Here is a 16,814-nt window from a genome sequence, read left to right as displayed (position 1 = left end):
TTACTTCTGATTGATGTTCTTAGTTACGGTAAAACTGGTTATCTTTGTCGCTTACAGATTGACCGATAGACAAGACATCTTGGCTACCGTCTGTACCTGTCACTTGATTTGGGACTCCAGCTGGGGTAAAGATCAGTCGTGCCCCTTGTCCACCACCGACAAGATGAATACCTGTTGAGTAGTAGCCATCTTTTTCCTCTACTTGCCCCATCTCGTATTTAAAGGTTCCATTTGAACTTTGGATGGTCACGATTCCATCAGATGTAACTGTTGCAGTTGTTCCTGCATAATTTCCCCAAGTTCCCACAAATTTAGCGTAAGCTTCTTGTGATTTTTGCTTATCTTCCGTTTGTTCTGCTTGAGTGGTTGTAGCTTCTGTCGCACTATTTGTTTCTGACTTCTGCTCCTCTTTTTGGCTTGCTTCAGTTTTACTTGCGGACTCTGTAGTCACCTTGCTTGTTGTCCCCTTTTGGCTTGAAGATGACGTATTCTTGTCAGTTTTTCCACCACAGGCAGCCAAGGTCAAGGCAGCCAACAAGGTCAGGACTGATAGGCTCGTATAGCGCAATGTTTTGTTTTTCATAAAAATCTCCTTTGAAATAGACACAGATAAAAGTAGCTCGTCAGATTTTGCATATATTTGACGGGTGTGTCGTAGTCTTCAGTGTATCATTTATTTGCTTTTAATTCAATAGCTATCATATATCGAAAAAAGACTAATCCAAGTAGGAATTAGCCCTTTTATTTCTAGTTTTGATTTGCTCGTTTTTTAGTAGATAAACATGGCATCGCCAAAGCTAAAGAAACGGTATTTTTCATCGATAGCATGTTGGTAGGCTTTGAGGACCAATTCACGGCCTGCAAAGGCAGAAACTAGCATGACCAAGGTAGACTTCGGCAAATGGAAATTAGTAGAAAAAGCATCCACCACCTTCCAGTCATAGCCTGGCTTGATAAAGATATTGGTCCAGCCAGAGTCGGCCTGGATTTGGCCGTCAAACTTGCTTCCGATAGTCTCTAGCGTACGGATAGAGGTAGTCCCCACAGCAATGACACGGCCACCATTTTCTTTGACCTGTCGCAAGGTCGCTGCAGCTTCCTCAGACAATTGGTAGAACTCTGAGTGCATCTCGTGCTCATCCAGATTATCTACTGAAACAGGTCTAAAGGTCCCAAGTCCAACGTGCAAGGTCAGGTAGACTAGGTGAACCCCTTTTTGCTGGATTTCCTCCAGTAATTCCTTGGTAAAATGCAGGCCTGCAGTTGGAGCAGCAGCTGAGCCACTCTCCTTGGCATAGACTGTCTGGTAACGTTCGCGGTCATCCAATTTTTCGTGGATATAAGGAGGCAAAGGCATTTCTCCAAGACTTTCAAGTACTTCTAGGAAAATTCCTTCATACTCAAAACGGACAATACGACCGCCATGGGTTAATTCCTCAGTCACGACTGCGCTCAGGCGACCATCCCCAAAGACAACACGGGCACCGACCTTGAGACGCTTAGCTGGCTTTGCCAAGACCTCCCATTCGTCTCCTGCTGTATTTTTCAAAAGCAAGAGTTCAACATGGCCCCCTGTTTCTTCTTTTTGACCATGAAGTCGAGCTGGCAAAACGCGGGTGTCATTCATAACCAGGGCATCACCTGGCTCTAGCATTTCGATAATAGAGTGAAAGTGGCGATCTTGAAATTCACCTGTTTTGCGATTGACCATCAAGAGTTTAGAGGCATCGCGCTTTTCCAAAGGAGTCTGAGCAATCAATTCCTCCGGCAAGTGGAAATCAAAATCATTGGTATTTAATGTCGTCATTCTTCTTTTCTCTTCTCATTTATTCAAATTACTTATCAAAGCGAACTTCTTCAAGTAGGTATTCGATGAAGCGTTCACCCATCTTAGACAAGCTAGTTTTCTCATGCTGGATATAAACCAGTTCAATGGGATCATCAATATCAAGTGGAATCGAAACGATATTGTCCCCATTAAGGTTACTATTGAGGATACCAGTCGCGATGGTATAGCCGTCCAAACCAATCAAGAGATTGAACAAGGTCGCACGGTCACTAACAACGATGGATTTCTTGTGGTGTTCCTGAGACAAAATCTCTTCTGAGAAGTAGAAGGAATTATGAGTACCTTGGTCATAGCTCAAATATGGGAAGTCTTCTAGATCTGATAACTGCACCTTGTCTCTTTTAGCAAGAGGGTTGGACTTGCTGACAAAGATATGGGGTTGGGCTGTAAAGAGATGGTGGGCAACGAGATGGTTGTCATCCAACATCTTCGAAAGGACATCCCGGTTATAGCTATTTAAAAAGAGGACTCCGACTTCACTTCGGAAGTTCTTGACGTCGTCAATGATTTCCCAGGTTCTGGTTTCACGTAAAAAAAGCTCGTACTTTTCCATATCGCTTTTCTTGAGCAAGGAAACAAAAGCATTGACTACGAAGGCATAGTGCTGCGAAGACACACTAAAAAGCTCGCGATGAGCGATTGGATTCTTATAACGTTCTTCTAGTAGTTGGGTTTGTTCGACAACCTGACGGGCATAGGATAAAAACTCCATCCCATCACGTGTGAGGGTAATTCCCTTAGGATTTCGTATAAAAATCTCAATCCCCATCTCATTTTCTAGGTCACGAACTGCATTTGATAGACTGGGCTGTGTAATGAAGAGTTGCTTGGCAGCCTCATTCATCGAACCAGTCTCTACAATTTTGATAATATAGTGTAATTGTTGAATTCTCATGCTTTTATTGTACCATACTTGACGCAATATAAAAAGAACCAGTCACTGCAAGTCATATTATCCGCTGTGAATCTTAAAAGAGGTTGGAAGTGTTCCAACCTCTTTTTATCTTTATAGTTAAATAAGCTTTCAAATCGAAACTTAGCTTCCTCTTTCCCAGAAGATGGCTAATAAAATCATGGCCCCGAGAACTGATGGGATAATGGCTGTACCGTTTAGGCTTGGCCCCCATGCACCAAAGAGTAATTGACCTAAAAAGGCACCAATCCAACCCAGGAACATTTTCCCGAAGCAGCCCATGCGTTCGCCACGATTGGTGATAGCTCCTGCTAATAGTCCGATCAAAAGACCGACAAACATACTTCCAATCATAGTTTCTCCTTAAATTGCCCAATCTCCATTGCGGAAGAGTGGTACGCGTGTCCCATCCTCACGGATACCATCGATATCCATTTGGTTAGAACCAATCATAAAGTCAACGTGAACATCTGAACGGTTAAGTCCTGCAGCTTCCAGCTCTTCTTCGCTCATCTCTGCTCCACCAACAACGCTAGTTGCATAGGCCGCACCGATAGCCAAATGATTTGAAGCATTTTCATCGAAAAGGGTGTTAAAGAAGGTAATACCTGACTGAGAAATTGGACTTGGATCTGGGACCAAGGCACATTCACCCAAGGCACGCGCACCAGCATTCTTAAAGACAAGGTCCTTCATAACCTGGTCACCCTTCTCAGCTGTGATATCAACGATTTGACCATTTTCAAAGGTCACTTTGATGCCTTCGATAATATTTCCATTGTAGCTAAGAGGTTTTGTAGACGTTACATAACCATCTGCACGACGAAAGTCAGGAGCTGTAAAGACCTCTTCTGTTGGCATATTTGGCAAGAAACCTTCGCCTTGAGCATTGATCGCTCCGGCAGATTCCCAAACGTGGTTCTTAGGTAAGCCAAGTGTCAAATCTGTTCCAGGAGCAGTGTAGTGAAGAGCTGAGAATTGCTCCTTGTTGAGCATTTCCGCCTTGCTCTTCAAGATAGCTGCATGTTCTTCCCAAGCCTTAACTGGATCTTCTTCGTAGATACGGCAAGTCTTAAAGATTTGGTCCCAAAGGAGGTCTACTGCTTCTTCGTCACTCGTAGCATTTGGAAAGACTTTCTTAGCCCACTCGAGTCCAGCAGCAGCTGCTACAGTCCAGCTAACCTTGTTAGATTGAGTTGCGATACGCATTGGCTTCATCGCAATTCCCATAGCTTTGGCAGAAGCTGAGAGCTTTTCAGCATCCACTCCGTTCAAGGCACCTGGGTCAGAAGAACGAACACCGAGACGACTTGCTTTGTTTTCAAGAAGGTAGTTCATCTCAGCAATCTTGTATTCTGGTACATTGTCCAAACGCTCCATTGGCGCGTGAAGGAATTTTTCACGGTTTACAAAATCATCTGCCCATTGAACGATAACTTCGTGCGCTCCAAGTGCATAGGCTTCTTTGACGATTAAGTGGGCCAACTCACGTTGCTCCACATCAATAGAGAGAGCCAAAGTATGACCAGGTTGCACGTTCACTCCGTTTGCAACCAAAAGCTTAGCGTATTTTTCTAGATTTTCTTTAAAATTTGGTAAAACCATCTTGTTTCTCTTTTCTATGTTTTTTAGTTTTTAAATAGATTACTTTGACTATTAGTCATAATGTAGGAGTTTTGCGTACTCCGTAGAAATACTTAAATTCTGTCAATTCTTGAATAATACGGAATAATCATGGAGATGCAAGTAAAAATAAGAAATTTACTTATTATTCTTGCAAGTCACTAACATTTTCATATTTTATATTTACTTCCGAATTTGAATTTGCAAATTTATAACCCATGAATAAAGCGTTAAAATCGCTATAAGTTGATAAAATAATTTGATACTTATCTATAATTCCATGACGTAAAATTTCAATAAAAGATAATACATTCATAGCATCCATGTCTTGAACCGGATCATCTATCATTAAGAAATTCAAATTATCAGATAGCTTAAACATTGTATTCAGAGATAAAGTAAATGCTAGAGACACAACTGCTAACTGCCCTGTACTAAGCTGATTCATTACATCATGGTCATTATTGGTGTCGGATTTAAATCTAATAATTGCAACCTTTTCATTATCGTCATTCGCTGATTTCTTGTGCGTTAAGAAAATTCCCATACCTTGTTGATAATTTTGTAACATTTTTGCTGAATATATAAAGAATGGGATACGTAGCTTTTTAACAATATCTATTTTGAACTGTTTCACTTCTTTTTTATATATAGTATTAATTTCTTCTAATCGTTCTACAGTTATTCTCAATGTTTCTATCTGGCTTGATAAATCTTGGAACCGCTGATTTTGAATCAGTTTATACTGTTTATCTAGATAGAGTTTCTTCTCTTCTATATCTCCAATATGAATATCCTCTAATACTTTCACTGTACTTTGAAAATATGTAGGAAAAATATTTTTATCATCGGCTATCAAATTTTCATCAATGGCATACTTTTCGTCAATTGCTAAATGGATAGCCTTTTTTAATTCATTCAATCGACTATCAATCATCGCCTTATTTATCTTCGAATATGAACTTGATTCTAATTGGTATGTTTCAAACTGTAATTCAGGAAATTCTTCCCTTAAGCCGTCAAGTTCTTCCTTTATATTTCCCAAACTATTAATATCTAGCACACTGTAAACATCATCATCAACTACTAATTTAGATTGAAATTCCTGCAAATTTAACTGGTACTGCTGGTTATAGTCTTTAAATTCTAACCTTCCCAAATTATATGGCATCATATTTGTGTACGACTGAATAAAAGTTTTAAAACCTTCGACATTTTGAGAATAACTTTGATACAAATTTCTCAATTCTTGTAATTTGTCTAATAGATTTTTATCTACATCCGTAGAAAGGCTATTTATTTCATCAGTGATTACCTGCTTCAATTGCTGGATTGATTCATCAAGCAATAATCGAGCATCTTGTAATCGCTGACTATCTCTAGATGAAATTTCAGACAGATAAGCGTTATATTGATGATAAGCCTTCGTTAAATTATCAAAAGAATCAAACTGTGTGCTACAAAATGGACATTTATTTCCATCAACATGATTATGTTGTCTTAGCTTTTCAAATTTTTCATCTAATTCTCTCCGTAACTGTCGTAAATCACTTAAGTTTTTATCTACTTGTCCAACACTTTCCCTTAGTGTCTGATATCCTATAATTTGAGATTTAAGTGATTCAAAATAATTTGATAACCTATCATCTTGAAAATACGAAAAAGACTGCGCTGTTATTTGATTGATATCATTAGATAGAGCAGCCAGGTATTGATTTAACTGTTGTCTCCGCTTATATTCACGACTTATAGAGTCAAATGTTTGAAGATAATTTTCTAAAAGTACATATTCAAATAATATCGGATTCTCTAATGTATATTTTTCCCACTGCCATTGATAATTTGATCTGAGAATATTGGGAGATAACATTGAAAAATATAATGTTTGTTTGAGAGATATATCACCGGAAATGGTTTTTTTTCTTTTATCTCTCTCTGTCCTTCTATTATACTCCTCTATTGAGAATTTATTTTTAAAATCGATAATATTTTGTAAAGTATTTTGATAAGTTAATGATTGGTCAAGATTATCAATAGAAAAAGGGTTTTCACTATCAAATACAAATTCCCTATGATTAAATAATCTATGATAAGGGACATCTGATAGTTCTTGCTTGCTTAATTCTTTGAATTGCTTCTGTAAATCATTAATCTTTCTTCTAATTATTTTTGTTACTGTATTAATCTTGTCTATTTTCTTCTCTACTTTATCCGTTTTTACTAAAAAAGATAAACTATCACCTCTTTCTTGTTCCGTTTGCTTTAGAAAGAAAGTTGTTTCTTCCTGTTGAATATAGTTAAATAGATTTAAGATTTTTTCTATCTCATAATTCCCATTAAAACCTAAAAATACATCAATATAACTTTGAGTAATTTCTTCGAGACTAGTATTTTCTATAAATCTAAAATTTGTCTCGCTCACTTCCACTTGTCTAAATAGCTTAAACTGATTGGCAGACTTCAAAGGTGCAAATTTTTTTTTACGATCAGTAGAACTATTTTCTAATTTTCTTACAATTACAAGTTGGTCACCATTCGTTTTTTCTAGCCATAATTTTATAACTACCGGCTGACCAATCTCATTCTGAAAAAACGGCTTATTATATACAATATTTTCAGCAGTAACTTTATTAACGCGAGAAAGATTACCAGTTAACCCTAACTCAATTGCATCAAAAATTGTTGTTTTACCATATCCATTTGGTCCTACTAAAAATGTTATTCCATTACTAAAATCAATAACCGTTTCATTTCTAAAGTTCTTGAAATTATAAAGTAAAATTTTCCTAATCTTCACAAGTTCAGTCTCCTAAAATTTGATTTAAGTTATCAAACAAACCACTAGCATCATCTTCAAATTGTTGACTAGTATCAACTCCACTGAGAATTTCTAAAATATCATCCACCTGCTTTTTATGATTATTTAATCCTTCCATTTCAATTCGAGATTGAATTTTATTTTCAATTATTTCAAAATGATTATCTGAATGAGGAATAGAAACAAATGGTAATTTAATAATTAACTGCATAGCAATAAAATAAGAGGCATCAAAAAACATGTTACTCTCAAATTTATCAAACAAATTTTCTCCTTCCAGAGATGCCGATTGGATATAATCTAGCAAATATTTCGTATCTGAGTTCAAACAACTTAATCCTTCCTCAGTATACAATATGACATATTTCCTAAAATAATATTCATCTTCCTCAACTTTCATAATCATATTCCTAAGACTTTTATATGATTGCTCCATCTCATCAACTTTTATAACTATAAATAAAGATGTATTTTTTTTAATTTTAGCGTCTTCGAATGTTTCAAAATAAGATATCAGCTTATTTGTTTGTTCACAAGTAAAAAAATCCAATCCCACTGCACTACTAGATTTAAAATCCTCCCTATCATATTCTTGAATAAGGAAAAATTCATTTCTCTCCCCTCCCCACAATTCTATACACTCATCACATTTATGAAATTTGTGTTGTTCTAAAATCTGTTGCAAAAAACTAATCATTTGAATCCTCTTTCAATTTTTCAACAGTACTCATATAATCAATATATTCTAAACTATTTGAAAATATTCTATTTTTTTCCTTGCCGATTACTCCTGTATGTAGCTTTTCCCTTCCATCTTCATGGATCGGTTTCTCTTCAAAAAAACTTTGTCCATTAATATTCATATTAATCAAATAATCTGTATTAAAGCTAGCTCTTATAAATCCGATATTTTTCATAATGTCATTTTTAACTTCGCCAGCAGCAGCTTTTGGCTGGTGAATCATACTTAACCTAAACGAATCCTGATTAGTTTGGTAATACAAGTTATCTAAAATAAATTTATCTTTTTTATACCATTTAAAAAAATTATACAAAATATATTTAATACTATTTCTATCAATCAAATTATCTAGATTATTCAAATCTTGTAGTTGCGAAATTCTATTATCGGGATTCATGTCAATTAATAGATTTTTAAAATCATCATCGGCTAGGTTTAGAATCTCATTTATTATTGTATCATCAACATCATTATCAAAATTTTCATTCCAATAAAGTGCAAATAATCCTTTTGCTCTTCGAATTGACTGCCTTTCGCGTTTTTCGGTAGAAGTAACAATATCATAAATATCTGGAAATAAAATTACTGGATTTGCACCTCCTCCAGCTTCATGCGCCTCTCTTATTTTTGTGCATAGTAAATCTTTTAGTTCAAATAAAGTTTCTTTAATATGATCATCATCATCTTTTAGGCTAGGACAATGTAACGTAAGTAAACTTTTTATTTCTGCCTTACAAAAATTATCTATTTTAGATTCACTAAGATTACTTAATCCACAATACTTATTGCCATCTGGATATTGGTACAATTTTACATGACAAGTATTTGGTACAAATTCAGGTTTCCTACCGATTTTATTTTGAAATAAGAAATTAAATAGAGATCTATACATATACAAGCCGAATCCGTCAATTTTACAAATTGTATGCAAATATCTAGATTCTTCATCAACACTATCAACGTTAAAGGCCGTCAATACATCCTTATAAGCATTAGGATATTTACTGTTTATCTTTGCCTTCACCTGATGTCTTGACATAACTATGCTGTTGCATATTATATCTATATCTTCCCCATCTTCTTTTTCAAATTGAACAGAATAATCTTGATAAGACATACTGTTCCCAATTAATTTGTTTAACTCACGTAAAGACAAAAATATCCCGACCTGGCCTTGATGGTTATACCCACTCCAGCTAGATGTTGCATTATTCTTTTCCCCAGCCAATCTATTCCCTCCTTCAGACTTCTACTTCTTTAATCAATTGAGTTATCATCCATTTTCAATCTCTAATGCTTTACATCTTGTTGCTAGTTTCTGACACTGTCTATAGATAGAAAATGTTCCAATAATTATAAATTCTCAAATGTACTATCAATAACTTAGATAGAGTATTTTTCTAACAATGAAGAGTCCTGATACTAATCAAGATGGTTAATCTTGCTAACCTTAACTTTATTAAAAGTTCTACTATTTCTAGATTCATTTAAAACAACTCATCAAACAAACTCAACTGATTATCCTCTGGCATATTGCCGAGAATGCCCATTTCATCCATCTTTTCAACCAAGGTTGAGGAAAGTCCTCCACGTTTGCGGAGTTCAGTTTTAGAGAGGAATTCTCCCTCTTGACGGGCACGAACCAATTGCTTGGCAACATTCTCTCCCAGACCATCCATCGCTACAAATGGTGGGATAAGGGTATCTCCATCGATGATGAATTCAGTCGCATCACTGCGATAGAGGTCCAATTTGCCGAACTTAAAGCCACGTTCCCACATCTCATTGACGATTTCAAGTGTTGTGTAAAGGTCAATTTCTACATTAGATGCTTCATTGTTCTTGCGTTTTTCAGCAATTTCTTGCATCTTGCGTTTAATAGCATCCAAGCCTGCACCCATGGTCTTGATATCAAAGGCCTTAGCACGGATTGAGAAGTATGCACAGTAATAATAAATCGGATGGTGAACCTTGAAGTAGGCCACGCGAAGGGCCATCATAACGTAGGCTGCCGCATGGGCTTTAGGGAACATGTACTTGATTTTTCCACAAGATTCGATATACCACTCAGGCACATTATTGGCCTTCATGGCTTCGATATAACCATTGCGCTCTTCTTCAGAGATTTTGAGCCACAAGCCCTTACGTACGCGCTCCATGATGGTAAAGGCCATCTTTGGATCTAGACCAGCGTGCATGAGGTAAACCATGATGTCATCCCGACATCCGATAACGGTTGAAAGGTCCGCAATCCCTGCCTTAATCAAGTCCTGAGCATTTCCTAACCAAACGTCTGTCCCGTGAGACAAACCAGAAAGCTGAAGCAACTCCGCAAAGGTCGTCGGATGAGTTTCATCCACCATGCCTCGAACAAAGTTAGTTCCAAACTCTGGAATACCAAGCATGCCAGTTGAAGTCCCGATTTGCTCCGGAGTCACGCCAAGCACATCCGTCCCAGAAAAGAGGGCCATCACGCCTTCATCATCCATAGGAATTTCATTAGGGTCAATCCCAGACAAATCCTGCAATTTCCGAATCATGGTCGGATCATCATGACCCAGCACATCAAGTTTGAGGACGTTCTCATCGATATCGTGGAAGTTAAAGTGAGTCGTTTGCCATTCAGCAGTTACATCATCTGCAGGATACTGCACTGGAGTAAAGTCATAGACATCCATATAATTGGGGATAACAACGATTCCTCCTGGGTGCTGACCGGTCGTCCGTTTAACACCAGCAGCTCCTTGAGCTAGACGCTCAACTTCGGCTTCTCGGTAGAATTTGCCATAGTCACGCTCGTAACCCTTGACAAATCCATAGGCTGTTTTAGCAGCCACCGTACCAACCGTTCCAGCACGGAAGGCGTACTCTTCACCAAAGATATCACGCACATCCAAGTGGGCGCTAGGTTGGTCTTCACCTGAGAAGTTCAAATCGATATCAGGTACCTTATCCCCATCAAAACCAAGGAAGGTCTCGAAAGGAATATCCTGGCCATTCTTGCTGAGTTTGTGGCCACAGTTTGGACAGTCTTTATCTGGCATATCAAAGCCTGAACCATAGGAACCATCCGTAATAAACTCACTGTACTGACACTGACCACAGACATAGTGAGGAGAGAGAGGATTAACCTCGGTAATCCCAATCATGGTCGCAACGAAGCTGGATCCGACAGACCCACGGGAACCAACCAAGTAGCCTCGTTCGTTTGAACGCTGCACTAGCATCTGTGAAGCTAGATAAATCACGGCAAATCCATTCCCCAAGATAGAGGTTAGTTCCTTTTCAATCCGCAAATCAACGATATCTGGCAGTGGGTTTCCATAGATTTCAAAGGCTTTTTTATAGGTTAATTCGGCAACTGTTTCTTCGGCTTGGTCAATGAAAGGTGTATATAAGTCGCCTTTAACAACCTCAACAGGCTCAAAGATTTCTGCCAAGGCATTGGTATTTTCAATGACAATTTTGCGGGCCAAGTCTTCCCCTAGAAAGGCAAATTCATCCAACATTTCATTGGTCGTTCTAAAATGTGCCTTTGGTAGCGGAGCTGGTTGGGCAGCTTCTCCATGGCCGATCGTTCGGTTAATCATAGCCCCCTGACCTAGACTGCGGACGATGATTTCTCGATAAATCTCATCCTCAGGTTCGATATAGTGGACGTTTCCTGTCGCAAGAACTGGCTTACCGAGACGGTCTCCGACCTCAATCAAGCTCTTGATAATGGTCTGAAGCTCCTCCATGTCCTTAACTTGCTCTTTGGCAATCAGAGGTGCATAGATAGCTGGTGGCATGACCTCGATAAAATCATAGTATTTAGCTACTTCGACTGCCGCATCTACACCTTGTGATACGACTGCATCAAAGACTTCCCCTTCCGTACAGGCTGAACCTAAGATCAAACCTTCTCGATGGGCATCTAGTACCGTACGTGGAATCCGTGGAACTCCTTCAAAATACTGGGTATTAGAGAGGGAAACCAGCTTAAAGATATTTTTCAAGCCCACTTGATTTTTCACATAGATGGTCGCATGCTTGACACGAGCTTTCTTATAAGAATCCGGACTGATTAAATCAAGGTTTAATCGTGCTAAGTCCGTCACACCGTGTTTTTCTGCTACTTCTTTGATAAAGATAAAGAGCAGACGGCCAGTTGCTTCCGCATCATAGTTGGCCATATGGTGGTGTTCTAGAGCTACACCAAAACGTTTGGTCAAGGGTCCCAAACCATGTCGTTTGTACTCTGGATAGAGATTTCTAGCGAACTCTAACGTATCAATAACAGGTTGAGTAATTTTTGGAAGATCGTGACGCTCATAGTTGGCATTCATAAAACCAACGTCAAAGCTTGCATTATGGGCTACAAGAACGGTATCTTTACAGAATTCTTGGAATTCTTTCAGGACTTGAATCAAGGGTTTAGCATTTTTTACATGATCATCAGTAATCCCTGTCAATTCGGTTGTAAAGGCTGACAGGGGGTGCCCAGGATTGATAAATTCATCAAACTCAGCAATGATATTGCCCTTATACATCTTGGAAGCTGCCACCTGAATCAAATCATTATAGATAGCTGATAGACCTGTCGTTTCCACGTCAAAGACTACATAGGTAGCTTCAGAAAGATCCATCTCCACTTCGTTGTAGACGATAGGAACACGGTCTTCTACGATATTGGCTTCCATTCCATAAATGAGCTGAATACCAGCTTTCTTGGCTGCCTTATAACCGTGAGGGAAAGACTGAACATTGCCGTGGTCTGTGATTGCCACTGCTTTGTGGCCCCATTTTGCTGCTGTTCCAACGATTTCTTCGACCTCAGGAAGAGCATCCATAGTCGACATATTGGTATGGGCATGAAACTCAACACGACGCTCGCCTTCTGGCATCAAGTCCTTACGTTCATAGTGAACTACTTCCTGCACATCTTGTACATTCATGGTCAAATCTCGTGTGAAATTATTGACCTCGACATTTCCACGAACACGGAGCCAGGAATTTTTCTTAATGATGTCAAACTTCTGAGCTTCTTCTTCGTTTCGGACCCATTTTTGCATGGAGAAACTAGACGTATAGTCCGTCATCTTGAAACTAATCAAGACACGACCCGTTCTAGTCACTTTATGCTCCACATCAAAGACAACCCCTTCAAAAACCAGTCGATTTTCTTCGGTATTGACCTCAATCATTGGAGTTACCTCTGCCTTATCGAGTTTAGGCTTAGCAGCTGCCTTCTTGGCTTGGAAATCAAAGACAGGCTTGTCCTCAACTGGAGGATGCGGTGCCATCTGTTCTAACTGTTCCATAGCTCGAAGGGTCTCATCATTGGCAGCCTGAACAATCATTTGATTTTCAGAATGGAAAGCTTCCTGCTCTTCCTTTGTCAAATCTTCATTTTTCTCTAAATGGCATGTAAACTTAGGAAAACCAAAGAGTTCAAGTTGTTTGCTAAGATTTGGCAAATGGTTTTTTCTGAAATGCTCTGTATCTGCTGCTTCAGAGGCCTCAATAATCAATTGATCATTTTCAAATCGAACCTGAAAATCCTGATACATAGTCCGAAAGCCTTGACTAGAACAAGGGCCATCTGAAAAAGCCTCCCGATAGTAGGCCTGTAAAAGCTCCCTTGAAAAATCTTGATCTTTCGTTTTAATTTCGAAAGTCGCTTGATTTCCTGTTTTTGAAAATTCTTCTTTCAATCCCTTCTTCAATGCTAAAAAGAGTTCAAAGGGTAGAATATTCTCAAATACAAAACGAAACTCCCAAATGTTACTTTGCTTGTGTACAATAACTTGTTCAATTTCAGCCTGGGAGAAGGCCTCATGATTTCTGATCTCAGCGGGGATACCCAACTGATTCATTAAAATTTCAAAAGTGGTTGACATCCATTTTCCTCACAATATACTCCTTCTATTTTACCATATTTGAGTCAATTTTAGCTATTTCTACCAAACAGAAAAAGAAGCCACAAAGTGACTTCTTTTAAAGTGACGGTGAATTATTCTTCACCTTTGTTTTTCTTAATGATTTCTTCTTGTACTGACTTAGGTACATCTTCGTAGTGGTCGAATACCATCATGAATGTACCACGTCCTTGTGATGCAGAACGAAGAACTGTTGCATAACCGAACATTTCAGCAAGTGGAACATAAGCACGAACGATTTGGCTGTTACCGTGTGCTTCCATACCATCTACACGTCCACGACGAGCAGTAACGTGTCCCATAACATCACCAAGGTTTTCTTCTGGAACAGTGATTGTTACAAGCATCATTGGCTCAAGGATAGCTGGTTGTGCAGTCTTAGCAGCTTCTTTAAGTGCAAGAGATGCAGCGATCTTGAAGGCAGTTTCAGATGAGTCGACATCGTGGTATGAACCATCGTAAAGCTTAGCTTTAACGTCAACCATTGGGTAACCAGCAAGAACACCGTTAGCCATAGATTCTACCAAACCTTTTTCAACCGCTGGGATAAATTCACGAGGAACCACACCACCGACGATTGCGTTTTCGAATTCGAATCCTTTTCCTTCTTCGTTTGGAGTAAATTCAATCCATACATCACCGAATTGACCTTTACCACCAGACTGACGTTTGAAGAATCCACGTGCTTGAGTAGAAGCGCGGAATGTTTCACGGTAAGATACTTGAGGAGCACCTACGTTCGCTTCAACTTTGAACTCACGACGCATACGGTCAACAAGGACGTCAAGGTGAAGCTCACCCATACCAGAGATAACTGTTTCACCAGTTTCAACGTTAGTTTCAACGCGGAATGTTGGATCTTCTTCAGCCAATTTTTGAAGGGCGATACCCATCTTGTCTTGGTCTGCTTTAGATTTTGGTTCAACCATCAATTGGATAACTGGTTCTGGAACGTTGATTGACTCAAGGATGATTTTAGCTTTTTCATCTGTCAATGAGTCACCAGTTGTAGTGTCTTTCAAACCAACGGCAGCAGCGATATCACCTGAGTAAACAGTGTCGATTTCTTGACGGCTGTTAGCGTGCATTTGAAGGATACGTCCGATACGTTCACGTTTACCTTTAGAAGTATTCAATACGTAAGAACCTGATTGAAGAACACCTGAGTAAACACGGAAGAATGTCAAACGACCTACGAATGGGTCAGTCATGATCTTGAAGGCAAGAGCTGCAAATGGCTCTTCATCAGATGCTGGACGAGTTTCTTCTTCATCTGTATCTGGGTTGATACCTTTGATCGCAGGGATATCAAGTGGGCTTGGAAGGTAGTCGATAACCGCATCAAGCATCAATTGAACACCCTTGTTCTTGAAGGCAGAACCACAAAGTACTGGGTAGAATTCAACGTTGATAGTCGCTTTACGGATACCAGCTTTCAATTCCTCGTTAGTGATTTCTTCACCTTCGAGGTATTTCATCATCAATTCTTCGTCAGTTTCAGCAACTGCTTCAACCAATTTTTCACGGTATTCTTGAGCTTGTTCAAGGTATTCAGCTGGAATATCTTCTTCAAGGATATCTGTACCAAGGTCGTTAGTATAGATTTCAGCTTTCATCTTGATCAAGTCGATGATTCCACGGAAGTCATCTTCAGCACCGATTGGCAATTGAATTGGGTGTGCATTTGCTTGAAGACGATCGTGAAGTGTGCTTACTGAGTAAAGGAAGTCAGCACCGATTTTGTCCATTTTGTTGGCAAATACGATACGTGGAACTCCGTACTCAGTTGCTTGACGCCAAACTGTTTCAGTTTGAGGCTCAACACCTGATTGTGAGTCAAGAACTGTAACCGCACCGTCCAATACACGAAGAGAACGTTGTACTTCGATTGTGAAGTCCACGTGTCCTGGTGTGTCGATGATGTTTACGCGGTGGTTGTTCCATTGAGCTGTTGTCGCAGCAGATGTGATAGTGATACCACGTTCTTGCTCTTGCTCCATCCAGTCCATTTGAGACGCACCTTCGTGAGTTTCACCGATTTTGTGGATTTTACCAGTGTAGTAAAGAATACGCTCAGTTGTAGTTGTTTTACCAGCATCGACGTGGGCCATGATACCGATATTACGAGTTTTTTCAAGTGAAAATTCGCGTGCCATGAGGTTTGTTTCTCCTATATTTTTTATTTCTATTCTATTATAACACGATTTCAATAAAAACGGATAGGCAGGACCCACCCGTTCTCAATGTTTATCTTGTTTAGTTGGTTTCAACTTGTGAGATGGGAAGTTGAATTGAACTCGGGCTAAAGTTAGTTAGCCGATATTAGCTCAATTGAACCCGGGCTAAAAGCTCAAGTTAACTGATTTGAACCCGAGCGAGGCCCGGTGCAAAAAAGATAAACTGCTTTGTGTTCACGGAACACTGCATCAGTTTCCTATTTTTGCCTTGGGCCTTTGCCGCTCTTGGTATCATTTTATTACCAACGGAAGTGTGCGAAGGCACGGTTAGCTTCAGCCATACGGTGAGTGTCTTCACGTTTCTTAACTGCTGCACCAGTGTTGTTAGCAGCATCCAAGATTTCTTTTGCAAGACGGTCTTGCATTGTGTGTTCACCACGAAGGCGAGCAATTGTTACCAACCAACGAAGTCCAAGTGTTGTACGACGTTCTGGACGAACTTCAACTGGGACTTGGTAGTTAGATCCACCAACACGACGTGCACGTACTTCAAGTACAGGCATGATGTTTTCCATAGCTGTTTCAAATACTTCAAGTGCATCGTTACCAGTAGCTTCTTTGATTTGCTCAAAAGCACCGTAAACGATTGAAGCAGCTGTACCACGTTTACCATCAAGCATAACGCGGTTGATAAGACGAGTAACTAATTGTGAATTGTAAAGCGGATCTGGCAATACTTCACGTTTTGGAGCTCTATTTTTACGACTCATT

General features: G+C 39.2%; 11 protein-coding genes. All 11 read right to left on the bottom strand.

The annotated features are described in order from the left end of the window. Positions 1-19: 19 nt before the first annotated feature. The 11 genes from QM923_RS07215 to rpsG all read right to left on the bottom strand — a co-directional run bounded on the left by QM923_RS07215 (position 20) and on the right by rpsG (position 16,813). Positions 20-583 (bottom strand): ABC transporter substrate-binding protein, encoded by a 564-nt coding sequence (locus tag QM923_RS07215; protein ID WP_414291384.1) that lies wholly within the window; start codon positions 581-583, stop codon positions 20-22. 186 nt (positions 584-769) lie between these two features. Further along, positions 770-1,807 carry a tRNA preQ1(34) S-adenosylmethionine ribosyltransferase-isomerase QueA gene (queA, locus tag QM923_RS07210; RefSeq protein ID WP_414291383.1) on the bottom strand — a complete coding sequence of 346 codons (1,038 nt, stop codon included), beginning with the start codon at positions 1,805-1,807 and terminating at the stop codon, positions 770-772. A 28-nt stretch (positions 1,808-1,835) separates the two neighbouring features. Beyond that, positions 1,836-2,744, bottom strand: a complete 909-nt coding sequence (locus tag QM923_RS07205; protein WP_045613425.1) for a LysR family transcriptional regulator — start codon at positions 2,742-2,744, stop codon at positions 1,836-1,838. Positions 2,745-2,885: 141 nt separating this feature from the next. Next, positions 2,886-3,116, bottom strand: a complete 231-nt coding sequence (locus QM923_RS07200) for a GlsB/YeaQ/YmgE family stress response membrane protein (RefSeq protein ID WP_061863446.1) — start codon at positions 3,114-3,116, stop codon at positions 2,886-2,888. A gap of 9 nt (positions 3,117-3,125) precedes the next feature. Next, positions 3,126-4,367, bottom strand: a complete 1,242-nt coding sequence (locus tag QM923_RS07195; protein ID WP_036756665.1) for an aminopeptidase — start codon at positions 4,365-4,367, stop codon at positions 3,126-3,128. Positions 4,368-4,530: 163 nt separating this feature from the next. Further along, positions 4,531-7,182 carry an AAA family ATPase gene (locus QM923_RS07190; protein ID WP_414291382.1) on the bottom strand — a complete coding sequence of 884 codons (2,652 nt, stop codon included), beginning with the start codon at positions 7,180-7,182 and terminating at the stop codon, positions 4,531-4,533. 4 nt (positions 7,183-7,186) lie between these two features. After that, positions 7,187-7,900 (bottom strand): ABC-three component system middle component 1, encoded by a 714-nt coding sequence (locus QM923_RS07185; protein WP_414291381.1) that lies wholly within the window; start codon positions 7,898-7,900, stop codon positions 7,187-7,189. Continuing rightward, positions 7,893-9,173, bottom strand: a complete 1,281-nt coding sequence (locus tag QM923_RS07180; protein WP_414291380.1) for an ABC-three component system protein — start codon at positions 9,171-9,173, stop codon at positions 7,893-7,895. The genes QM923_RS07185 and QM923_RS07180 overlap by 8 nt, the downstream gene beginning before the upstream one ends. A 259-nt stretch (positions 9,174-9,432) precedes the next feature. Next, entirely contained in the window at positions 9,433-13,827 is a 4,395-nt protein-coding gene (locus QM923_RS07175; protein ID WP_414291379.1) for a PolC-type DNA polymerase III, read from the bottom strand. 113 nt (positions 13,828-13,940) lie between these two features. Beyond that, positions 13,941-16,022, bottom strand: coding sequence for an elongation factor G (gene fusA, locus QM923_RS07170; RefSeq protein ID WP_049495285.1), 2,082 nt, complete (start codon positions 16,020-16,022; stop codon positions 13,941-13,943). A gap of 320 nt (positions 16,023-16,342) precedes the next feature. Continuing rightward, on the bottom strand, positions 16,343-16,813 hold the full coding sequence (rpsG, locus tag QM923_RS07165) for a 30S ribosomal protein S7 (protein WP_004250722.1): 471 nt from the start codon (positions 16,811-16,813) through the stop codon (positions 16,343-16,345). Position 16,814 lies beyond the last annotated feature (1 nt).

It is taken from the genome of Streptococcus infantis, from assembly GCF_047463275.1.
GTDB lineage: Bacteria > Bacillota > Bacilli > Lactobacillales > Streptococcaceae > Streptococcus > Streptococcus infantis_AF.
The sequence above is the reverse complement of the archived record's forward strand: the minus strand, read 5'-3'. Positions and strand labels throughout refer to the sequence as shown.